This window comes from Plesiomonas sp. PI-19 (assembly GCF_021368255.1).
In the GTDB taxonomy this organism is placed as follows: domain Bacteria; phylum Pseudomonadota; class Gammaproteobacteria; order Enterobacterales; family CAMTGL01; genus Plesiomonas; species Plesiomonas shigelloides.
Map to the genome: position 1 here is coordinate 2,699,901 of NZ_JAJNMQ010000001.1, position 21,586 is coordinate 2,721,486.

The window sequence follows — 21,586 nt, forward strand, 5'->3', positions numbered from 1 at the left end:
CTTGATCCCGTATTAGATGTCCAGAACTTGTGGTTGCTGTGCTGCGTGGTTGTGCTCAGCGCCAGCGTACACTTTCAGCTTACGGAACATGGCACGGCCCAGAGGACCTTTTGGCAGCATGCCCTTAACAGCGATTTCGATCACGCGCTCTGGATGCTTGGCGATCATTTCTTCGAAGGTAGCGGACTTCATGCCACCTACATAACCGCTGTGACGGTAATAGATCTTATCAGAACGCTTGTTACCAGTTACGGCAACTTTGTCAGCGTTCAGAACGATGATGTAATCACCAGTATCAACGTGCGGAGTGTATTCCGCCTTGTGCTTGCCGCGCAGACGACGAGCCAGCTCGGTCGCCAGACGACCCAGAGTCTTGCCGTTTGCGTCTACTACATACCAGTCGCGCTTAACGGTTTCTGGTTTAGCTACAAAAGTTTTCATGAAATAGCTTACCCAATAAAAAAGTTACACCCGGTGAATCAACGTCGGGAATGATGAAGATTCACGCTCACATGCTGCACAACAACCCCTTCGAGTTGCGTTTGCTAGCACCGTATTGGCGGGGACTACCAATGTAACGTGGGGTCGGAGGATTATAGTGAAGAGCGCCGATAAAATCGACTATTTTTTACATCACTTTGCCAGTTAAACCCCATGAGGCTGCGCAAGATAATCTAAGCTCTGCATCTCCTGCAAGCGGGAATAGCATCGTTGGTACTCAAAAGTTAATAAATTTCCCTGATAGAGCTGATTTTGCGCTGTTTCTGCCGAAATAATTAATTTTACGCGATGTGCATAAAATTCATCGACCAACGCTAAAAATCGGCGCGCGGTATCTTCTTGCTCGCTATTCATCGTACGCACATTGACCAATAGCACGGTATGAAACTGGTGCGCTAGCTCAATATAATCAGCCGGACTGCGCGCTTTTTGACACAGTTCGGCAAATTCCACCATCACCACGCCAGCCTGCGCCGCCAACACCGACAGTGGACGATGATGAATGTGCAGCACATGCAGTGAGTGCTCACCAACTGGCGCGCTTTCTCCAGTCAACTGCGTAAAGCACTGTTGCATCTGCGCGCTGGCGGTATGGCTAAGTGGCCAGTGATAAATGGAGGCTTGCTGTAAGGTACGCAGGCGATAATCCAACCCCGCATCCACATTCAAAACTTCGCAATGCTGTTTAATTTGCGCGATGGCCGGTAAAAAGCGTGCACGCTGCAGACCGTTACGGTACAGATCATCCGGCGCGACATTCGAAGTGGTAACCAGTACTACCCCTTCGGCAAACAGATAGGTAAACAGACGCCCCAGCAGCATGGCATCGGTGATGTCGGTCACCATGCACTCATCAAAGCAAATAACGTCATAGCGCGCCGCTAAGCTTTGGGCAATTTTGTGCAGTGGGTCTTCTTGGCCTTTTTTTAATGTCAGCTCATGGTGTAAATCATACATGAAGCGATGGAAATGCTGACGCAGCTTACGTTCACCGGGAAGCGCTTGATAGAACACTTCCATCAGCCACGTCTTACCTCGCCCGACACCGCCCCATAAATAGACCCCTCGCAGCCGATTGACGGCCGGTGCAGAGTGCTGGCCGCGCCCCGGTAACCAGCGCCGCAGCCACGAAATCCGCTCGGGGTGTACCGGATGATGCTGACGCTGTTGTAACTGCATGAAAAGCCGATCCAGTGCCGCTATGGCCTGCAATTGCGCACTGTCAGCCTGATAATGATGGCGAGTAAGCGCCTGCTGAAACAGGGCGCTGGGCTTAGTCACATCCATATGTCTGACCACTTCCTGATTTATTTTGGTTATAGTCCTTAGCGTGCTATCCGTCACACTAAAAGATGTCACTTATAGTACCACGCTGCAGGTAAGAGCAGGTATAGTGACACCATTACCACCCTGCTGATTAAGCTCGGTTTTCACTAGGAGTAATTATGACTTGGATGAGTGCGCTGATTTTTATCCTCGGCCTGGCTGCCGGTTTTGTACTGGCCCGTCTGACCCAAACGGATCTGCGTAAGCAAAAGAAAATGCAATCCGAATTGGAAAAAAATAAGTATGAATTGGAGCAGTACCGTCAGGAGCTGACCGATCACTTTGCCCATAGCGCCGAGCTGCTGGACAACATGGCTAACGATTACCGCAAGCTGTACCAGCACATGGCCAAGACCTCCAATCAATTGCTGCCTGAGCAGCCAAAGCAAGATAACCCATTTCGCTATCGTCTGACCGAAGCCGATAACGATCAGGCGCCTATCAGCATGCCGCGGGATTACTCCGATGAGCACTCCGGTTTGCTAAGCGGAAAAAAAAGCGTAGGTCACTAATTGAACTAAATTGGAAGCAGACAGTCATACTAGCGATTGTATGTATTTTTCCCTGTTTTCGTTTTAATTGAGTGTGTGTATGAAAAAACCCGTGCTGTTACTGAGTGCTTTAACATTAAGTTTAGGCTTATCCATGAGTCCGGCGCCGGCCTTGGCCGCTCTACCGGCTACCGTAGATGGACAAGCAGTACCCAGTCTGGCGCCGATGCTGGAAAAAGTACTGCCGGCCGTGGTCGGTATTTCAGTGGAAGGGACTCAAGTACAACGCCAACGTCTGCCAGAAGAATTCAAATTCTTCTTCGGACCGGATTTTCCGACCGAGCAATCCAGCCAGAAACCGTTTCGTGGTTTGGGCTCTGGGGTGATTATTGATGCCGCCAAAGGCTATATCATCACCAACAACCATGTCATTAATGGTGCGGATAAAATCAGCGTACAACTGAAAGATGGCCGTGAGCTGAAGGCCAAGCTGATTGGTGCAGACAAGCAGTCTGACATTGCGCTGCTGCAAGTGGAAAATCCAAAAAATCTGACTGCGATTAAGATTGCTAATTCTGACAATCTGCGCGTCGGTGACTTTGCCGTGGCCGTCGGTAACCCGTTTGGTTTAGGGCAGACAGTAACCTCAGGGATTATTTCTGCGCTTGGCCGAACTGGCCTGAATCTGGAGAACTTTGAAAACTTCATCCAGACCGATGCGGCCATCAACCAAGGTAACTCCGGTGGCGCGCTGCTGAACCTGAACGGTGAGTTGATCGGGATTAACACCGCGATCTTAGCGCCAAGCGGCGGTAACGTTGGTATTGGCTTTGCCATTCCAAGCACCATGGCCAAAAACTTGGTTGATCAGATCATCCAGTTCGGCGGCGTTCGTCGTGGCATGCTCGGGATCAAAGGCGGTGAGTTAAACCCAGATCTGGCGCAAGCATTTGACGTTAACGCGCAAAAAGGTGCATTTGTCAGCGAAGTGGTACCGAACTCAGCTGCGGCCAAAGCTGGTATCAAAGCCGGTGACGTAATTGTGGCGATGGATGGTCAACCGATCACTAGCTTTGCCGAAATGCGCGCTAAGATCGCCACTATGGGTGCGGGCAAGACCGTGAAACTGGGACTGATGCGTGACGGTAAGAACATTGATACCAATGTGACACTGGCGCAAAACGATCAGGAGCAGACCAACGCGTCTAACCTGTATCCGGGTCTGGAAGGCGCTGATTTGCTGAATTACAGCAAAGGCGATGCGCACGGCGTGCAGATCACCAAAGTGGCCAAAGGATCACCAGCGGCGCGGATCGGCTTGCAAGATGGCGATATCATCATCGGTATTAACCGTCAGCAAGTGAAGAACTTAGGCGAGCTGCGTAAGATCCTGGACAGCAAACCGCCAGTGATTGCCATGAATATTCAGCGTGGCGATGCCTCTTTGTATATTCTGCTGCGTTAATCTCCTCCCGTGTCAGGATACCCGCGTGGTATCCTGACACTTATCCTCATCTCACACGACATCATCACGGCCCCTATGGTTGCAAAGCTGCTAAAAGCAATAGTTCTGGGTGTGCTCGCTGCCCTGCTGATCCTCTGGCTCTATCCTGAGCTGCGTAAAAGTGCCATTCCCTTGCCCTCACCGCATCTTTCGATGGGTGCTGAGCCCATGAGTTTTAACTCGGCGGTACGCGCAGCCGCGCCAGCAGTGGTCAATGTGTATAACCGCAGTATGGGGCAAAATACCCAAGATCAAACCCTCGGGATCCGCAACTTAGGCTCCGGGGTTATCATGGATCCGCGTGGTTATATCCTGACTAACCAACATGTGATCAGTAGCGCCGATCAAATCATTGTCGCCTTACAAGATGGCCGCGTGTATGAAGCCATGTTAGTGGGCTCCGATACCATGACCGATCTGGCGGTGCTGAAAATCGATGCCACTAACTTGCCGCAAATTCCACTGAATGCTGAGCGTCCGGCACGCATTGGCGATGTGGTGCTGGCGATAGGCAACCCCTACAACCTCGGCCAAACCATCACCCAAGGCATTATCAGTGCCACCGGTCGGATTGGTTTGAGCACCTTTGGCCGCCAAAACTTTTTGCAGACCGATGCCTCGATTAACCGCGGTAACTCCGGCGGCGCGTTGGTCAACAGCCTTGGTGAGCTGGTCGGCATTAACACCTTGAGCCTCGATAAGAGCAACTCCGGTGAGGCCGCCGAAGGGATTGGTTTTGCCATTCCGGTCGCGCTGGCCACCAAAATCATGCATAAGCTGATCCGCGATGGTCGGGTGATCCGCGGCTATATCGGCGTGCAAGGGCGTGAAATTGTGCCTTCGACCACCCAGAGCTTTAGCATGGAGCGCATTCAGGGCATCATGATTGCTGGACTGGATGAAAATGGCCCCGGCGCCAAAGCCGGCTTGCATGTGCGCGATATCGTCACGGCCATTGATGGCAAACCGGCTGTCAGTGCCGTGGGCGTGATGGATCAGGTTGCGGAAATCCGCCCCGGCTCAGAAGTGCCAGTGAGCATTATCCGTGACGGTAAAGAGATGACCTTACCGGTCACCATCACCGAGTACCCGATTCATTAAGCGCACGCTAGCCCTCACGGCCATCGAACGTAAACGCCATAAAACAACAGCATAAAAAAAGCCACCGCATGCGGTGGCTTTTTTATTGGCTTTGAGTGGCTCGGTATTGAACCCCCGACGCCATGACGCAGTCATTACGCGTCGACTTTCACGCGCTCAATATTGGCGCCTAAACCACGCAATTTATCTTCGATGCGCTCATAGCCGCGGTCAATGTGATAAATCCGATCCACCTCGGTCACCCCAGAGGCGATACAACCGGCCAGCACTAAACTGGCTGACGCGCGCAGATCGGTCGCCATCACTTGCGCCGGGCTCAATGTCTCAACGCCTTGGCTAATCACGGTGTTACCTTCAATCTCGGCATGCGCGCCCATTCGCATCAGCTCAGGAACGTGCATAAAGCGGTTTTCGAAGATAGTTTCGGTGATAACGCCAGTGCCTTCGGCGACCATGTTCAGCAAGGTAAACTGTGCCTGCATGTCGGTCGGGAAACCTGGGTGTGGCGCGGTGCGGATGTTCACCGCTTTCAGGCGACGGCCTTCGGTATCGATGCTGATCCAATCAGCCCCAGTTTCAATCTTAGCGCCAGCTTCACGCAGTTTGGCCAGCACGGCATCCAGCGTATCAGGCTTAGCATGACGGCAGATCACTTTACCGCCAGAAATAGCCGCGGCAATTAAGAAGGTACCGGTTTCAATGCGATCAGGCACCACGCGGTGTACACCGCCGCCCAGACGCTCAACCCCTTCGATAGTGATGCGGTCAGTACCCGCACCGGTGATTTTCGCACCCAAGGTATTGAGGAAATCAGCAGTATCGACAATTTCCGGCTCACGCGCAGCGTTTTCAATCACTGTGGTACCGGTGGCCAGCGTTGCAGCGCTCATGATGGTCACGGTGGCACCGACGCTGACTTTGTCCATCACGATATGGGCACCGGTCAGACGACCGTTTACCGACGCTTTCACATAGCCTTCTTCCAGACGGATCTCCGCGCCCAGCTGTTGCAAGCCCGCGATGTGCAGATCCACCGGACGCGCACCAATCGCGCAGCCGCCCGGTAAAGAAACCTGACCACGACCGAAACGCGCAACCAATGGGCCTAATGCCCAAATAGAAGCTCGCATGGTTTTCACCAGATCGTACGGTGCACAAAACTCGTTTACTTGGCTCGCATCAACGTGCACCGAACCATTACGCTCGACTTTCGCCCCCAGCTGACGCAGCAGCTTCATGGTGGTGTCAATGTCACGCAGGTGAGGCACGTTTTGGATCTCTACCGGCTCTTCGGCCAGCAGGGCCGCGAACAGGATTGGCAGCGCCGCATTCTTGGCACCAGAGATGTTAACCTCGCCGCTCAGGCGGGTCGGCCCTTTTACTCGAAATTTATCCATTCAGACAGCTCTCAGTCAGCTAGCTCGGCAGCAAGAATTTGCGCTCACGCTGCCATTCATCAGGGGTTAATGCCTTAATCGACAGCGCATGAATGCGGTTATCCGCAATGTAGTCCATTAAGGGGCCATAGACGGTTTGTTGTTTTTTGACCCGGCTCATATCGGCAAACTGGGCACTGACCGCAATCACTTGGAAATGACTGCCATCGCCGGTGACATAAGCGTCATCCAGTGCCAAAGCGGACATCAATACTTGTTTAATCTCGTTGGTATCCATAGCAAGCTCTCAGTTAGTGCCGGATGGCATGTACGGTGCCATTATCTCAGTCAGGTTGGACAAGCTGATCAGCGTTTGCATCGCCAGCGGAACCTGTACCAAACGGCACTGGCTACCACGGCGCTCGGCGTCCACCAGCAGGGTCATTAAAAAAGCAAGGCCGGCAGAGTCTATCCGACTCAACCGGCTCAGGTCGAGTACCGACTCACCCGCCGGTAACAGTTTTTCGCGTTGTGGCCAGAGGGAAAGCAGGGTTTCCCGATCTAGCTCACCTTCCAACGCGAAATGCGGCGCAGCCTCGCTGCGCCAGAGAAGACGTTCTGCCATCTTACCGCCTTTATTTCAGGGTAATCGGCGTCGCGGCCGCCTGATCCAGTTGCTTGGTCAGGGCTTCAATACCACCGGTGCGCAAAATGCCCGCCCACTCACCTTGTTTGGTGGTGATCATGCTGACGCCTTCGGCAATCATGTCATAGGCTTGCCATTCACCGGTCTTGGTGTTTTTACGCCATTTGAAATCCAAACGGGTAGCCGGTTTGCCCGGCTCCAACACATCCACCCGAATCGAGATGATGTTGCTGTCACCCAATGGCTTAGCGGGTTCAATTTGTACTTTCTGGTTGCTGTACAAAGTCAGTACTTGCGCATAAGACTGCACTAAATAACGCTCGAAAGCCGCAAAGTAAGCGGTACGCTGCGCTTCGCTGGCTTCTTTAAAATAACGCCCCAGCACTAATGAGCCGGCATAACGCACATGCACATGCGGCATCAGATCTTTGCGCACGATATCTTTGAGCAGATTCGGGTTTTGCTTAATCTGTGGCTGTGCACTCTTCAAATTGGCAAACAGTTCATCTGCCACCTGATTCATCAGCGTATAGGGATTAGTGGCATCCGCAGCCTGTGCTTGAACCCAAGGCGCGACGATCAACATCGCCAGCATTACAAATCGTTTCCACATCAGAGTTCTCCTCTTAGATTGCTCTTTGCTGCATTATTCGCTGTGCGCGCCGGAAGTATTACCGGAGCCGGAGCTGTTGCTGCCGCTGTTATACAAAAACTGACCAATCAGGTCTTCTAATACCATGGCTGACTTGGTGTCTTCGATACGATCGCCATCTTTAAGCATCGCAGTATCGGTATCCACAAAGCCTGGGATCAGCGACAGATACTGTTCGCCCAATAAACCGGCGGTGCGAATAGAGAGCGAGCTGGTTTCCGGAATTTCGTTATAACGGCTCAAGATCGCTAATTCGACGTTCGGCAGATAGGTTTTGGTATCCAACGTAATATTGGTAACCCGTCCAACCACCACACCGCCAATTTTGACCGGTGAGCGCACTTTAAGGCTGCCGATATTATCGAATGTCGCGGTCAGACGATAGGTCGGCTCATTGCCCAACGATTTAATATCGGCCACTTTTAAGGCTAAAAATACCAGCGCGGCCAAACCGATAAGCATGAAAATGCCTACCCCGATTTCTTGTCGTTTATTCTGCTGCATGTGGATCAATTCCCAAACATCAGTGCAGTAAGCACAAAATCTAACGCCAATACGGCTAACGAAGCATGTACCACAGTACGGGTGGTCGCCTGACTGATACCTTCCGAAGTCGGCACCGCATCATAACCATTGAAGAGCGCAATCCAGGTCACCGTAATGGCAAACACCACGCTCTTTAACAGGCCGTTGAGTAAATCGTACGACCAGCTAACCGATGACTGCATCACCGACCAGAAGCTGCCGTGATCGATGCCTTTCCAATCGACACCCACCACGCCGCCACCCCAAATACCAACGGCGACAAAAATCATCGACAAAATTGGCATGCTGATCACCCCGGCCCAAAAACGCGGCGCAATCACTCGGCGCAGCGGATCGACCGCCATCATCTCCAAGCTAGAAAGCTGCTCGGTGGCCTTCATCAAGCCAATTTCGGCCGTTAGCGCCGAGCCCGCGCGGCCAGCAAACAGCAGAGCCGTAACCACCGGCCCAAGCTCACGGAACAACGATAACGCCACCATCTGACCAAGGCTGGTTTCAGCGCCGAAATCCACCAAAATGATGTAGCCCTGCAGCGCCAGCACCATCCCGATAAAAAGGCCAGACACGATAATAATCAGCAGCGATTGCACGCCCACGCTATACAGCTGACGCAGCAACAGCGGGAATTGCTTAGCCGGTTGCGGGCGCCCCACTAGCGCGCCAAATAGCATCAAACCGGCACGGCCAAACGCCCCACATACATGCATGCCACGCCGTCCGAGCGCAGCCAAAGAATCTAACACCATTAACCGAATAACTCCGTACGATAATCCTGTGCCGGGAAGCGGAACGGCACGGGGCCGTCGGCTTTACCATCCAGGAACTGACGCACCCGCGGATCGGTATGCGCGCGCAGCGTATCTGGGGATCCCTGCGCTATCACATGCTGCTCTGCCACGATGTAAGCATAGTCAGAAATGCTGAGCACCTCCGGCACATCATGCGACACCACGATACAGGTGAGGCCCAGTGACTGATTGAGCTGACGAATTAATGTCACCAGCACGCCCATGTTGATCGGGTCTTGGCCAGCAAACGGCTCATCAAACATAATCAGCTGTGGGTCGAGCGCGATCGCCCGCGCCAACGCCGCCCGCCGCGCCATCCCACCGGACAGCTCCGATGGCATCAACTGCGCCGCGCCGCGCAGCCCAACCGACTCCAGCTTCATCAGCACCACTTGACGCAGCAACTCTTCTGGCAAACGAGTATGCTCGCGTAGCGCAAAGGCCACGTTTTCAAACACGTTCAGATCGGTGAATAACGCCCCGGACTGAAACAGCATGCTCATCTTTTTCCGCACGTCATATAAACGGCGACGCGACAACGCAGGGATATTCTCCCCATCAAACCAGATCTCGCCCGCAGAGGGCTGCAACTGACCCGCGATCAAGCGCAGCAGCGTGGTTTTACCGATCCCGGACGGGCCCATGATCGCCGTCACTTTGCCTTGCGGCACGACGAGGTTAATATCCTCAAAGATCGGACGTTCTCCCCGGTAGAAGCTCATATGACGAACTTCGACTAAGTTCGTTTCCGCCTGAGTCATAACATTCTCTATAGGTTGAAAGCGATAATAAAGTAGCCGGGCATAATAGGCATTAACCATACATATCTCAATAACCGAGCTTGGTTTGCCGTTTTACTTTTGTCGCCGCGACAGTCAAAATTAGCACCATAAAATCAGATACCGATATTAAACCATAGATTGTGCGCGCGGTTTTCAGTTAATGCGGTCGGCCGCCGCCTCGTTGGTGAAGGGTTTAATTTCGCGGCCCGCCAGCCTGCGCTGGCTCGGCTTACTACCGCAGTTCAGCATCACACGGAACGATGAGAATAATTATGCCAAACGCGTTTGATTTTCAGCACTGGGGACGCCATGTGGTCGCCACCGAACGGGACAGTATTGCCCAGCTCGAGCAGTATATTAATGATGACTTTGCCCGTGCGTGCCAACTGATCTACGCCGCCAGCGGTAAAGTGGTGGTGATGGGAATGGGCAAATCCGGCCATATTGGCCGTAAAATTGCCGCCACCTTGGCCAGTACCGGTACGCCGGCTTTTTTTGTCCACCCAGGCGAAGCCAGCCATGGCGATCTGGGAATGCTGAGCAAAGACGATGTCGTGCTGGCGATTTCCAACTCCGGTGAAGCTCATGAAATTCTGGCCTTGATCCCCGTCATCAAACGCCTTGGCAACCGCATGATCTGCATGACCGGCAAGCCAGACAGCAGCATGGCGCAAAATGCCGATGTGCACCTGTGCATCCATGTCCCGCAAGAAGCCTGCCCACTCGGCTTAGCGCCAACTTCCAGCACCACCGCAACCTTGGTGATGGGCGATGCTCTGGCTGTCGCCTTACTCAAAGCACGCGGCTTTACCGCCGATGACTTTGCCCTGTCTCACCCAGGCGGCGCTTTAGGGCGTAAACTGCTGCTCAAAGTGCAAGACATCATGCACACCGGCGATGAATTACCGCATGTTGCTCCAGACGCCAGTCTGCGCGATACCGTGCTGGAAATTTCGCGCAAAAAACTGGGTATGGTAGTAATCTGCGACGACATGATGCATATTCAGGGCATTTTCACCGACGGTGACCTGCGCCGAGTGTTCGATTTGCACCATGACCTGCACAATATCATCATTCAACATGTCATGACCCCGGGCGGACTGCGTATTTCGCCAGACGCATTGGCGGTCGAAGCCCTGAATCTGATGCAACAGCGCAGCGTCTCTTGTCTGTTGGTCACACACAATGACACCCTGGTCGGGGTGATCCACATGCACGATTTGTTAAAGGCCGGAGTGGTATAATGCTGATAGAAACCTGTTACGGTGCCGTTGAGCGCCGCGTCGTTGAGCGCGCGGCACAGATTAAACTGCTAATCTGTGATGTTGACGGTGTACTGTCTGACGGGCTGATTTACATGGGCAACCAAGGCGAAGAGCTCAAAGCCTTCCACGTGCGTGATGGCTACGGGATCCGTTGCCTGCTGACCTCGGATATCGAAGTCGGCATCATCACCGGTCGCTCCTCACAACTGGTGGCCGATCGCGCCAAAACCTTGGGCATCAACCACCTGTACCAAGGGCAGCTAGATAAAATCATCGCCTTCAATGCCCTGCTGGCCAAGTTGCAACTGCGTCCAGAACAAGTGGCCTATATCGGCGATGACCTGATTGACTGGCCGGTAATGCAACAAGTGGGATTATCGGTCTGTGTGGCCGATGCGCACCCAATGCTGCTGCCGCGGGCTCACTACACCACCCACTTGCGTGGCGGTCATGGCGCGGTACGTGAACTGTGCGATCTGATCTTGCTGGCACAGGGCAAGCTGGAACAGGCGCAAGGGCACTCTATATGAATATCCGCTGGAGTCTGTTCCTCGGCGCGATAGCGTTGGTATTGCTCGGCTGGCTGGCCACCAATGGTGGTAATGAGCCGACAGTGCCCGCCCCAGTGCAAGGCGATCCGTCGTTCTGGGGCAACAACATGCTGACCGTGGTTTACGACCCGACCGGGAAATTGCACTATAAATTGGTCTCCACCAAGGTTAAATATTATGCTGAAAACGGGAACACCGATTTCAGCCAACCGCTGATGACCTTGTATTCCGCAGAAGGAATACCCATCTGGATGGTACAGGCCAAAGATGCCGTGCTGACCAAAGATAAAATGCTATACCTGAAAGGCGATGTCGAAGTTAACAGCCTGACGCCGGACTCCCAGTTGGAAAAACTGGAAACCACGCAGGCCACGATTAATCTGACCACTCAGGATATTACGTCCGATACCAAGGTGACCGTTTACGGTGCCAACTTCACCTCAGTCGGACTGAAAATGCGCGGTAACCTACGTAACCGCACGGCCGAGCTGCAGGAACAGGTAAAATCCTACTATGAAATTAAAAAACCGTAACTTACTGGCAGTGTGTGTGCTGCTGGCGCTGAGCCGGCCGGCCTTGGCGGTCAAAGGGGATACCGATCAGCCGATTAACATCAACTCAGAGCAGCAATCGCTGGATCTGGCGACCAATACCGTGGTGTTCACCGGCAACGTGGTGCTGACCCAAGGTACGATTGATGTGAAAGCCGATAAAGTGGTGGTGATCCGCCCGAAAGATGAGAAAGGCAAAGAGATCATCGAAGGCTTCGGTAAACCGGCTACGTTTTATCAGATGCAGGACAACGGCAAGCCCGTTGAAGGCCATGCCGATAAGATTCGTTACGACTTGGGTAAAGACTTTGTTGAACTGATCGGAAATGCTGAGCTCAAACAATTAGATAGCAGCGTAAAAGCCGATCGCATTACCTACTTGATCCAAAAGCAACAGATGGATGCCTTCAGCAACAAAGGCCAGCGCGTGGTCACCGTATTGCAGCCGTCACAATTGAATAATTCCAACAAGAAAAGTAGCAACTAAATGGCAGTCCTGAGCGCAGAAAATCTGGCCAAAAGCTATAAAGGCCGCAAAGTGGTGGTCGACGTCAGTTTGACCGTCAAATCCGGTGAAATTGTCGGTTTGCTCGGCCCTAACGGTGCCGGTAAAACCACCACCTTTTACATGGTGGTCGGTCTGGTGGCCCGTGATAACGGTAGCATCAGCATTGATGGCGATGATATCAGCTTACTGCCGATGCATGCCCGTGCTCGCCGTGGCATTGGCTATCTGCCTCAGGAAGCGTCTATCTTCCGTCGCCTGACGGTGTATAACAACCTGATGGCGGTACTGGAAACCCGTAGCGATCTGGATCAGCAAGGCCGTGAAGCGCGCGCCGAAGAGCTGCTGGATGAGTTCCATATCCAGCACATCCGTGACAGCTTAGGGCAAGCACTGTCCGGCGGTGAACGTCGCCGAGTAGAAATTGCCCGCGCCCTGGCTGCCAATCCTAAATTTATCCTGCTGGATGAACCTTTTGCCGGCGTAGACCCGATTTCGGTTATCGATATTAAGAACATCATTAAACACCTGCGTGATAGCGGGCTGGGCGTTCTGATCACCGACCACAATGTGCGGGAAACGCTGGATGTATGCGAGCATGCCTACATCGTAAGTCAAGGACATATGATCGCACATGGGACTCCGGCAGAGATTCTGGAAAATGAACATGTTAAACGGGTATATCTGGGTGACCAGTTCCGTTTATAACGTAATATCATACTGAAAAGCGATGAGCTCCCGGCTTAGCCGGGAAGTACGGATACCGAGGTTGCATGAAGCCAAGTTTACAACTCAAGCTGAGTCAGCAATTAGCGATGACACCGCAACTGCAACAGGCGATCCGTCTGTTGCAACTGTCAACGCTTGAGCTGCAGCAAGAGATCCAACAGGCGCTGGAAAGCAACCCTCTGCTAGAGCTGGCCGACGATCTGGAAGAGATGCCACTGGATGCTCAAGCGCTGGCCCACACGGCGGAAACGCCGAGCCAATCTGCCAGCGCCGAGCATCAAGATGCCACCGACGCCGAGCCGTTGCTAGACAGCCGCGATGCACTGGAACAACAGGAGCTGCCACAGGAATTGCCGGTGGACGCGACCTGGGATGATCTCTATACCGCCGGAAATAACCTTACTGGTGGCTCCGGTAGTACCTCTGACAGCGATACCCCACAGTATCAAGGGGAAACCAACGAAACCCTGCAAGATTACCTGCTGTGGCAGGCTGAATTGTCGCGCTTAAGTGAAACCGACCATGCCATTGCCATCGCCATCATCGATGCGGTAGACGATGCCGGTTACCTCACCGTCTCTTTAGACGACATCTTAGCCAGCCTTGGCAATGAGCAGATTGAACTGGACGAAGTGCAAGCGGTACTGACCCGCGTCCAGCACTTTGACCCGATAGGCTCCGCGGCGCGCGACTTACGTGAATGCCTGCTGATCCAGTTAAACCAGCTCGCTGCCGATACGCCGTCATTGCCGCAAGCGCGGCTGATTATCAGCGAACATATCGATCTGCTGGCTAATCGTGATTTTCGCAGCCTAACGCGAGAAACGCGCCTGAAAGAGGACGATCTGAAAGCGGCGATCGCCTTGATCCAGACCCTCAATCCACGCCCAGGGCACAGCATCTCGCAAAGCGAGACCGAATACGTGATCCCCGATGTGGCAGTGCGCAAAATTGCCGGTGAATGGGTGGTCGAGCTCAATGGCGATGCCACGCCGCGCCTGTCTATCAACCAGCACTACGCGGCCTTGTCACGCCAAATCAGCAACAGCAGTGACGTGCAATTTATCCGTAGTAACTTGCAAGATGCAAAGTGGTTGATCAAAAGTCTGGAAAGCCGTAATGATACTTTACTCAAAGTGGCTCGCTGTATTGTCGATCATCAGCAAGACTTCTTTGAGTATGGTGAAGAATCGATGAAGCCGATGGTGCTGGCCGATGTCGCCCAAACGGTGGAAATGCACGAATCAACCATATCACGCGTCACAACCCAAAAATATTTACATAGCCCACGCGGCATTTTTGAGCTTAAGTATTTCTTTTCAAGCCACGTTAGCACGGAAGATGGTGGCGAATGTTCATCCACGGCCATTCGAGCCTTAGTCAAGAAAATGGTCGCGGCGGAAAATCCTGCGAAGCCGCTGAGCGATAGCAAAATCGCCTCAATGCTCGCAGACCAGGGGATCATGGTGGCGCGACGAACCATCGCCAAATACCGTGAATCACTCGCGATACCCCCGTCGAATCAGCGTAAACGCTTGGTTTAAAGACAACAGGATGAGGAAGACGCTTATGCAAATTAATCTGTCAGGTCATAATGTAGAAATTACAGAAGCGTTACGTGACTACGTCACCAACAAATTCAGTAAACTGGAACGTTTTTTTGAACATATCAACAATGTTCATGTCGTACTGACAGTGGAAAAAACCGTTCAGATTGCCGAAGCGACACTCCATGTGAATGCTGGCGAGCTGCATGCTTCCGCCGAGCATGAAACTATGTACGCGGCCATTGACCTGCTGATTGACAAACTTGCGCGTCAGCTCACTAAACATAAAGACAAATTAAACAAGCAGTAATTATGCAACTTAGCTCAGTGCTGTCTCTGGACTGTACCCGTAGTGCGGTCCATTGCTCCAGCAAAAAACGTGCTCTGGAAATCATCAGTGAGCTGGCCGCCAGTCGGCTCACTGTCGCTCCGCAAACCCTGTTTGAAGCCATGCTGGCCCGCGAAAAAATGGGCAGTACCGGTATCGGTAATGGAATTGCTATTCCACACGGGAAAATGGAGCCAGGCACCACTACGGTGGCGGTGTTTATCCGTACCGAACAGCCGATCCCCTTTGACGCGGTAGACAATCAACCGGTCGATCTGCTGTTTGCCCTGCTGGTACCCGAAGATCAGTGCCAGCAACACCTGCAAACCTTATCCGCCGTGGCCAAGCGCCTCGCGGATAAGAGCGTTTGCCGGCGTTTAAGAACAGCACTTTCTGATGAAGAGCTGTATCAGATATTGACTGAGGAATAATGGAGTCGCGATCATGGTGTTAATGATCGTCAGCGGACGTTCAGGTTCAGGAAAATCCGTCGCCCTGCGGGCCATTGAAGATATGGGTTTTTACTGTGTCGATAACCTTCCTGTGACGCTGCTGCCCGAACTGGCCCGCTCCTTGATGGACCGGCAAACTTCGGCGGCGGTCAGTATCGACGTGCGTAACCTGCCCAACTCCCCAGCGGAGTTGGATAAAGCGCTGAACGATCTGCCGGAAGGTTTTGTCCCGCAGCTTCTGTTTTTAGATGCGGATCGCAATACCCTGATCCGCCGCTACAGCGACACACGTCGTCTGCACCCGCTCTCTAGCCAGAGTCTGTCACTGGAAAGCGCTATCGATACCGAAAATGAGCTGCTGGAGCCACTGCGCTCACGCGCTGACTTGGTGATTGATACCAGCGAGATGTCGGTGCATGAGCTGGCCGAAATGCTGCGCTCGCGCCTGCTCGGTAAACGCGAACGCGAACTGACCATGGTGTTTGAGTCGTTTGGCTTTAAGCACGGCATTCCGATTGATGCTGACTACGTGTTTGATGTGCGTTTCTTGCCTAACCCGCACTGGGATCCCAAACTGCGTCCGATGACCGGTTTGGATAAGCCCGTAGCGGCGTTTTTAGCCCGTCATACCGAAGTGCATAACTTTATCTACCAGACGCGCAGCTATCTGGAACAGTGGTTGCCGATGCTGGAAACCAATAACCGCAGTTACCTGACGGTGGCCATTGGTTGTACCGGCGGTAAGCACCGCTCAGTGTATATTGCCGAGCAGCTGGCGGACTATTTCCGCTCCCGTGGCAAGAATGTGCAATCGCGCCACCGGACACTAGAAAAGCGGCCGAAAGACGCCCAAAATCCAGCGTAACCCGCATAATACGGCGAACATGCGCGATTGCTCACATCTGGCGTTCCACCCACGCATTCAATAAAAAAACAGCGGCCAAAAGCCGCTGTTTTTTGTTTGGGTATTTTCTTTTGGCGACTGCATGATCACCACAGGCTACCGTTATAAGCACTCTCTAAGGTTATATAACCAAACGAGATGCGGTAAATGCTTAAGGTAGCGGCAACATTCGTCGTAACAGATTCTGCCCCATGCGATGCGACATCAAAATCACCGCCAACACATGTACCACCACCAGCACCGTCAGCCCGTCCACCAACCACGCGTGGATATCCGCTAACGGCCAGGCATCGCCCCAGCTCTGATCTTGGCCCCAACCAGTGACCGCCACGGCCAGTAGCCCTAACCAAAACAGCCAAATCGCCAGCGCGCCTAACGGATTATGCTCCAACTGATTGGGCAACTCGCCGGAGCGGATCTGCGCTACATGATGACGAACCCGCGTCCAGCTCGGTAAGAACTGACTTAAGCGAGCCGGCCCACGAGCTAACGTTAGCCCCCACAGCAAGCGCAATAAAACTAACCCCGCCACCGTCAGGCCGATACGTTCATGCCACACACCGCCAGCCTCATTGAGCAGGCGGTTACACACAAAACCGCCGGCCACCAGCCAATGAGTCGCAATCACCACCGCATCCCAACGATCTGCTGGCAAGCGGTGTTTATTTGCCTCGGCCATCGGTTAATCTTTCACTTTCAGTTCTTTATGGTAATGATCGCGCACGGTTTTCATCTCGCCGATCACTTTTTTCGCCTCAGGCACCTTACCGTCAGCCAATAACGCGAGCGCTTGATCGGTTTGATCTTCAAGTTTGCTCAAGCCTGTCAGGTACGTTTTGTGCGCCTCGCTGTGTTCGGTCATCCCTTTAGGTTTGTTTGGGATCATCCCCTGCGCTTGCTGCGCGGCAGAGCGGATCGCCTGCAGATCGCGCGTCAGCAGCGCCGGATCATCACTTTTGCTAATCGCCCGGTAGTTGCGCGCGATGATCTTCATTGCCTGCTCGACATCGGCAATTTTTTCTTCCGCCCGCAGCGGAGCACTCGCTAAGGTTGCCGCCAGACACACGCTGACCATCAGGGTTAATAGTTTCGCCATTGCACACTCCTTTTGCTCTACAAAAAACACACACTTTGTACACAAACGAGTATATCGGCTCACACAAAGTGGGGGAAATGCTTTTTCCTGCTCTCAAGACTCTCCTACGCTGAAAAAACGCACAACACGAGCGCGAAACTCGAGTGCGGAAAATATCATGGCAAAAGCACTGCCTAGGTAAAGGACTGGAAAGAAAGAAAAAAGGGAAAAAGGGAAAAGGAAGGAAAACACAGAGAAGCTAAAGCAATAACTACTATCCCTAATCACCTATCGTCCGCCACGGACGATAGGTACTAGAAGACACTAACAGGATAATATCGCCAGCATCAGCTACCGGCAATCTTCATGGTATCGAGCAAAATCGAACCAGTCTGGATGCTGGAGCGCAGCTCAAGATCACTGCCAACCGCCACCATATTCGTGAACATTTCTTTGAGATTACCAGCGATAGTGATCTCGGAAACCGGATACTGGATCTCGCCATTTTCCACCCAAAAACCGGCCGCGCCACGGGAGTAGTCGCCCGTAACCGCATTCACGCCTTGGCCCATCAACTCAGTCACCAACAGACCCCTGTCCATCTGGCGCAGCAGCTGAGTGAAATCTTGGCCGGTGTGTTGCACTTGCCAGTTGTGGATCCCGCCAGCATGACCGGTGGTTTGCATACCCAGCTTGCGCGCGGCATAGCTGGTCAGCAAATAAGTCTGCAACACGCCCTGCTCAATGATCTGTAGATCACGCGTCCGCACCCCTTCGCTATCAAACGGCGTCGATGCCAGCCCTTTGAGCAGATGTGGACGTTCAACAATGTTGAACCACTCTGGCAGGATTTGATGACCTAATTTATCTAATAAGAACGATGACTTACGATACAGATTGCCACCGCTGATCGCGCCGACCAGATGGCCAATCAAACCGGTGGCCACTTCCGCGCTAAACAGCACCGGCGCTTGGGTGGTGGCAATTTTACGCGCCCCCAAGCGGCTTAAGGTACGGCGCGCACACTCTTCGCCAACCCACTGTGGGCTCATCAAATCGGCCGCATCACGGGCGATGGTATAGCTGTAATCGCGCTCCATCTCGCCATTGTGCTCACCAATCATGCTGCATGACAGTGAATGTCGGCTAGACGGATAGCTGTGCAGCAAACCGTGGCTGTTACCGTACACTTTAACGCCGTAATGGCTGTTAAACGCCGCGCCATCACTGTTGGTGATCCGCGCATCGGCCGCCAGCGCGGTATTTTCCGCTTCAATGGCGTAACGCGCCGCCAGGTCAGGATCTATTTGCATCGGATGGAACAAATCAAGATCCGGGATCTCAAAGGCCATCAGCTCTTTATCCGCGGGCCCAGCATACGGATCCGGTGAGGTATGACGAGCAATTTCCAGCGCCGCTTCCACCGTCTGGCGGATCGCGCTCTCGCTCAGATCGGTCGTCGATGCGCTGCCTTTGCACTGACCCCGGTAGACCGTGATCCCCAAGGCACCATCACTGTTAAATTCAACGTTCTCAACGTCACCCAAACGGGTGCTGACACTGATCCCGGTGGTCTTGGTGATCGCCACTTCCGCGGCATCGCTTGCGGTTGCGGCCAGCTCCAGCGCACGTGCCACCGCATTTTCCAGCTCTTGACGCTGTTTGGTTACCTGAGTCACTGCATCCATAAATTCTGTCTGCCATGCTTAAATTGAACATTCTTCTCATGCAAGCATATCAGGAATAGGCAGCAATTTCGCAGCCATCGCACTAACCTGATAGAATCAGCAATTAAATTGACATGCCGTGAGTACTCGCAATGAGAAAACGTAATGATGACCTGCACTGGCAGGATGAGGAAGAAGAAGAGATCATCTGGGTCAGTAAGAGCGAAATCAAACGCGATGCTGAAGCCCTCAAAGCCTTGGGACAAGAGTTGATTGCTCTGGGTCGTCAGGCGCTGAACCGCGTACCGCTGGATGATGAGCTGCGCGCTGAAATCGAGCTGGCACAAAAAATCAGCAAGGAAGGCTTGCGCCGTCAGGTACAGTTCATCGGTAAAATGCTGCGCTCACGGGATGTGACGCCGATTGTCACTGCACTCGACAAGATGAAAAACAAGCATAATCAGCAAATTGCCCTGTTCCACAAGTTTGAGCGTATTCGCGATCAACTGCTGGAAAAAGGCGATGATGCGCTGGCGATGGTATTGCACGATTATCCGCAAGCTGACCGTCAGCATTTGCGTAATCTGGTGCGCAGTGCCCTGAAAGAAAAAGCCGACAACAAGCCGCCAAAAGCATATCGCGAAATCTTCCAGTATCTGAAAGAGCTGGCCGAGCAGCGCGAGAGCGAGGAGTCTGGCGAATAAGCGCTCTGTTGCTAGCGATAAAAACGTCTACCGCAGGTTACAAGGACAGTAACCCGGTAGCGGTCTCTAGGCAGACACCGCTACCACGCACCTAACGCGCACACTTAACTTAGGCGGTACCGCCCACGGTCATCGCATCCAGCTTCAGGGTTGGCTGACCAACGCCCACCGGCACGCTTTGCCCTTCTTTACCGCATACCCCAACGCCCTTATCCAGCGCCAGATCGTTACCCACCATCGACACCTGCTGCATCGCTTCGATACCAGAACCAACCAAGGTCGCGCCTTTGACCGGACGAGTAATCTGACCGTTTTCAATCAGATAGGCTTCGGAAGCGGAGAATACGAACTTACCAGAGGTGATATCCACCTGACCGCCACCAAAGTTAGGCGCGTACAGGCCATATTCCACACTGCTGATAATCTCTTGCGGTGTGTGTTGACCGGCCAACATGTAGGTATTGGTCATACGCGGCATCGGCAGGTGCGCATACGACTCACGGCGACCATTACCGGTTGGCGCCACGCCCATCAGGCGCGCGTTGAGCTTATCTTGCATGTAGCCTTTCAGAATACCGTTTTCAATCAGCACGTTGTACTGACCCGGTACTCCTTCATCATCGATATTCAATGAACCGCGGCGATGAGCCAACGTGCCGTCATCGACAATGGTACACAGCGGCGAGGTCACCTGCTCACCGATACGCCCGGAGAACACCGACGCTTCCTTACGGTTAAAATCACCTTCCAGACCATGACCAACCGCTTCATGCAACAACACGCCCGGCCAACCAGCCCCTAACACCACCGGCATGGTACCGGCAGGCGCTGGCGTGGCGTGCAGGTTCACCAACGCCTGACGCACCGCTTCACGGGCAAAGGCTTCGGCACGAATTTCGCCATTTTCTTCAGCTTGGAAATAGGCATAGCCGGTACGCGCGCCACCACCGGCAGAACCGCGTTCGCGCAAGCCATCGTCTTCCACCAGCACACTGACTGACAAACGCACCAGCGGACGAATATCCGCCGCCAGCGTGCCATCGGTGGCGGCCACCAGCACTTCTTCGTAAACGCCGGTTAAGCTGGCGGTCACTTCAGTCACGCGCGGATCAGCGGCACGCGCCGCTTTATCGACCTGATGCAACAGGGCAATTTTATCTTCCCGCGACAAGCTACCGAGCGGATCGACTGGCAGATAAATCCCGCTGGCGTTTTGCGCCATCAACGGGCGACATACACCCGATTGCCCTGCGGCGGCAATGCCACGAGCGGCCAGCGCACTTTGCTGCAGGCTATGACGGGTGATCTGATCGGCATACGCAAAACCGGTCTTTTCACCGCTGACCGCGCGCACACCCACCCCTTTATCGATGTTGTACGAGGCGTCTTTAATAATGCGATCTTCCAGCACCCACGCTTCGTGGTAACTGGACTGAAAATAGAGGTCGGCGTAATCCACATGGCGCTCGGCCAGCAGACTCAACGTTGTCTCGAGATCAGAAATATCAAGACCGGTCGGGGATAGTAACTGCTCACTGACAGCGTTCAGACTCATCGGGGGTACTCTTTATCTAATCCTGTGATGCGCCATAGCA

At 53.3% G+C, this 21,586-nt stretch carries 26 protein-coding genes; 13 read left to right on the forward strand and 13 right to left on the reverse strand.

Annotated elements, in window-relative coordinates; genetic code table 11:
- Nucleotides 1–12: 12 nt before the first annotated feature.
- Together rplM and zapE are read right to left on the reverse strand one after the other, a co-directional pair.
- Nucleotides 13–441 (reverse strand): 50S ribosomal protein L13, encoded by a 429-nt coding sequence (gene rplM, locus LQ901_RS11890; RefSeq protein WP_010862642.1) that lies wholly within the window; start codon nucleotides 439–441, stop codon nucleotides 13–15.
- Between the two features lie 204 nt (nucleotides 442–645).
- Nucleotides 646–1,788, reverse strand: a complete 1,143-nt coding sequence (gene zapE, locus LQ901_RS11895) for a cell division protein ZapE (RefSeq protein ID WP_064977156.1) — start codon at nucleotides 1,786–1,788, stop codon at nucleotides 646–648.
- Nucleotides 1,789–1,946: 158 nt separating this feature from the next.
- On the opposite strand from zapE, the gene zapG reads away from it, so the two are divergent.
- From zapG to degS, 3 genes are all read left to right on the forward strand, one after another.
- Complete coding sequence (zapG, locus tag LQ901_RS11900; protein ID WP_152136737.1) at nucleotides 1,947–2,339, forward strand: Z-ring associated protein ZapG; 393 nt, start codon at nucleotides 1,947–1,949, stop codon at nucleotides 2,337–2,339.
- A 79-nt stretch (nucleotides 2,340–2,418) separates the two neighbouring features.
- Nucleotides 2,419–3,783, forward strand: a complete 1,365-nt coding sequence (locus tag LQ901_RS11905; protein ID WP_064977154.1) for a Do family serine endopeptidase — start codon at nucleotides 2,419–2,421, stop codon at nucleotides 3,781–3,783.
- Between the two features lie 75 nt (nucleotides 3,784–3,858).
- Entirely contained in the window at nucleotides 3,859–4,923 is a 1,065-nt protein-coding gene (gene degS, locus LQ901_RS11910; protein ID WP_047708688.1) for an outer membrane-stress sensor serine endopeptidase DegS, read from the forward strand.
- Nucleotides 4,924–5,057: 134 nt separating this feature from the next.
- On the opposite strand, the gene murA is transcribed toward degS, so the two are convergent.
- From murA to mlaF, 7 genes are read right to left on the reverse strand one after another with little or no spacing between them, the layout of a single operon-like run.
- The gene (gene murA / locus LQ901_RS11915) at nucleotides 5,058–6,320 is read right to left on the reverse strand and encodes a UDP-N-acetylglucosamine 1-carboxyvinyltransferase (RefSeq protein WP_010862647.1); all 1,263 of its coding nucleotides are present in this window, start codon (nucleotides 6,318–6,320) and stop codon (nucleotides 5,058–5,060) included.
- A 19-nt stretch (nucleotides 6,321–6,339) separates the two neighbouring features.
- On the reverse strand, nucleotides 6,340–6,597 hold the full coding sequence (ibaG, locus tag LQ901_RS11920) for a BolA family iron metabolism protein IbaG (protein ID WP_010862648.1): 258 nt from the start codon (nucleotides 6,595–6,597) through the stop codon (nucleotides 6,340–6,342).
- A gap of 9 nt (nucleotides 6,598–6,606) precedes the next feature.
- Nucleotides 6,607–6,924, reverse strand: coding sequence for a lipid asymmetry maintenance protein MlaB (locus LQ901_RS11925; protein ID WP_010862649.1), 318 nt, complete (start codon nucleotides 6,922–6,924; stop codon nucleotides 6,607–6,609).
- A 10-nt stretch (nucleotides 6,925–6,934) separates the two neighbouring features.
- Complete coding sequence (mlaC, locus tag LQ901_RS11930) at nucleotides 6,935–7,558, reverse strand: phospholipid-binding protein MlaC (protein ID WP_010862650.1); 624 nt, start codon at nucleotides 7,556–7,558, stop codon at nucleotides 6,935–6,937.
- Nucleotides 7,559–7,591: 33 nt separating this feature from the next.
- On the reverse strand, nucleotides 7,592–8,101 hold the full coding sequence (mlaD, locus tag LQ901_RS11935) for an outer membrane lipid asymmetry maintenance protein MlaD (RefSeq protein WP_233672280.1): 510 nt from the start codon (nucleotides 8,099–8,101) through the stop codon (nucleotides 7,592–7,594).
- A 5-nt stretch (nucleotides 8,102–8,106) separates the two neighbouring features.
- Complete coding sequence (gene mlaE / locus LQ901_RS11940; protein WP_064977152.1) at nucleotides 8,107–8,889, reverse strand: lipid asymmetry maintenance ABC transporter permease subunit MlaE; 783 nt, start codon at nucleotides 8,887–8,889, stop codon at nucleotides 8,107–8,109.
- Nucleotides 8,889–9,692 carry a phospholipid ABC transporter ATP-binding protein MlaF gene (mlaF, locus tag LQ901_RS11945; RefSeq protein WP_010862653.1) on the reverse strand — a complete coding sequence of 268 codons (804 nt, stop codon included), beginning with the start codon at nucleotides 9,690–9,692 and terminating at the stop codon, nucleotides 8,889–8,891. Before mlaF ends, mlaE begins: the two co-directional genes overlap by 1 nt.
- A gap of 281 nt (nucleotides 9,693–9,973) precedes the next feature.
- Between mlaF and kdsD the strand changes: the two genes are divergently transcribed.
- From kdsD to rapZ, 9 genes are all read left to right on the forward strand, one after another.
- The gene (gene kdsD / locus LQ901_RS11950) at nucleotides 9,974–10,957 is read left to right on the forward strand and encodes an arabinose-5-phosphate isomerase KdsD (RefSeq protein ID WP_106911418.1); all 984 of its coding nucleotides are present in this window, start codon (nucleotides 9,974–9,976) and stop codon (nucleotides 10,955–10,957) included.
- Entirely contained in the window at nucleotides 10,957–11,508 is a 552-nt protein-coding gene (gene kdsC / locus LQ901_RS11955; protein WP_233672281.1) for a 3-deoxy-manno-octulosonate-8-phosphatase KdsC, read from the forward strand. Before kdsD ends, kdsC begins: the two co-directional genes overlap by 1 nt.
- Nucleotides 11,505–12,062, forward strand: coding sequence for an LPS export ABC transporter periplasmic protein LptC (lptC, locus tag LQ901_RS11960; RefSeq protein WP_047708692.1), 558 nt, complete (start codon nucleotides 11,505–11,507; stop codon nucleotides 12,060–12,062). The genes kdsC and lptC overlap by 4 nt, the downstream gene beginning before the upstream one ends.
- A complete protein-coding gene (gene lptA / locus LQ901_RS11965) occupies nucleotides 12,043–12,567 on the forward strand; it encodes a lipopolysaccharide ABC transporter substrate-binding protein LptA (RefSeq protein ID WP_010862657.1) in 525 nt (174 codons plus the stop codon). Before lptC ends, lptA begins: the two co-directional genes overlap by 20 nt.
- Nucleotides 12,568–13,293 carry an LPS export ABC transporter ATP-binding protein gene (gene lptB / locus LQ901_RS11970; protein ID WP_010862658.1) on the forward strand — a complete coding sequence of 242 codons (726 nt, stop codon included), beginning with the start codon at nucleotides 12,568–12,570 and terminating at the stop codon, nucleotides 13,291–13,293.
- A 65-nt stretch (nucleotides 13,294–13,358) separates the two neighbouring features.
- Complete coding sequence (gene rpoN / locus LQ901_RS11975) at nucleotides 13,359–14,858, forward strand: RNA polymerase factor sigma-54 (protein WP_064977151.1); 1,500 nt, start codon at nucleotides 13,359–13,361, stop codon at nucleotides 14,856–14,858.
- A gap of 25 nt (nucleotides 14,859–14,883) precedes the next feature.
- Nucleotides 14,884–15,171, forward strand: coding sequence for a ribosome hibernation promoting factor (gene hpf, locus LQ901_RS11980; RefSeq protein WP_039046483.1), 288 nt, complete (start codon nucleotides 14,884–14,886; stop codon nucleotides 15,169–15,171).
- Nucleotides 15,172–15,173: 2 nt separating this feature from the next.
- Nucleotides 15,174–15,620 carry a PTS IIA-like nitrogen regulatory protein PtsN gene (gene ptsN, locus LQ901_RS11985; protein WP_010862661.1) on the forward strand — a complete coding sequence of 149 codons (447 nt, stop codon included), beginning with the start codon at nucleotides 15,174–15,176 and terminating at the stop codon, nucleotides 15,618–15,620.
- Between the two features lie 13 nt (nucleotides 15,621–15,633).
- Entirely contained in the window at nucleotides 15,634–16,506 is an 873-nt protein-coding gene (rapZ, locus tag LQ901_RS11990; RefSeq protein ID WP_010862662.1) for an RNase adapter RapZ, read from the forward strand.
- A gap of 190 nt (nucleotides 16,507–16,696) precedes the next feature.
- Here rapZ and LQ901_RS11995 read toward each other — a convergent pair whose 3' ends face one another.
- The 3 genes from LQ901_RS11995 to pmbA form a co-directional block, all read right to left on the reverse strand.
- The gene (locus tag LQ901_RS11995) at nucleotides 16,697–17,224 is read right to left on the reverse strand and encodes a cytochrome b/b6 domain-containing protein (RefSeq protein ID WP_052181424.1); all 528 of its coding nucleotides are present in this window, start codon (nucleotides 17,222–17,224) and stop codon (nucleotides 16,697–16,699) included.
- 3 nt (nucleotides 17,225–17,227) lie between these two features.
- Nucleotides 17,228–17,641 (reverse strand): cytochrome b562, encoded by a 414-nt coding sequence (locus LQ901_RS12000; protein ID WP_010862664.1) that lies wholly within the window; start codon nucleotides 17,639–17,641, stop codon nucleotides 17,228–17,230.
- A gap of 326 nt (nucleotides 17,642–17,967) precedes the next feature.
- Entirely contained in the window at nucleotides 17,968–19,308 is a 1,341-nt protein-coding gene (gene pmbA / locus LQ901_RS12005) for a metalloprotease PmbA (protein WP_115149006.1), read from the reverse strand.
- 131 nt (nucleotides 19,309–19,439) lie between these two features.
- Here pmbA and yjgA point away from each other — a divergent pair, with 131 nt between their 5' ends.
- Nucleotides 19,440–19,991 carry a ribosome biogenesis factor YjgA gene (yjgA, locus tag LQ901_RS12010; protein WP_010862666.1) on the forward strand — a complete coding sequence of 184 codons (552 nt, stop codon included), beginning with the start codon at nucleotides 19,440–19,442 and terminating at the stop codon, nucleotides 19,989–19,991.
- Nucleotides 19,992–20,100: 109 nt separating this feature from the next.
- Here yjgA and tldD read toward each other — a convergent pair whose 3' ends face one another.
- Nucleotides 20,101–21,546, reverse strand: coding sequence for a metalloprotease TldD (tldD, locus tag LQ901_RS12015; protein ID WP_064977147.1), 1,446 nt, complete (start codon nucleotides 21,544–21,546; stop codon nucleotides 20,101–20,103).
- Between the last annotated feature and the right edge of the window lie 40 nt (nucleotides 21,547–21,586).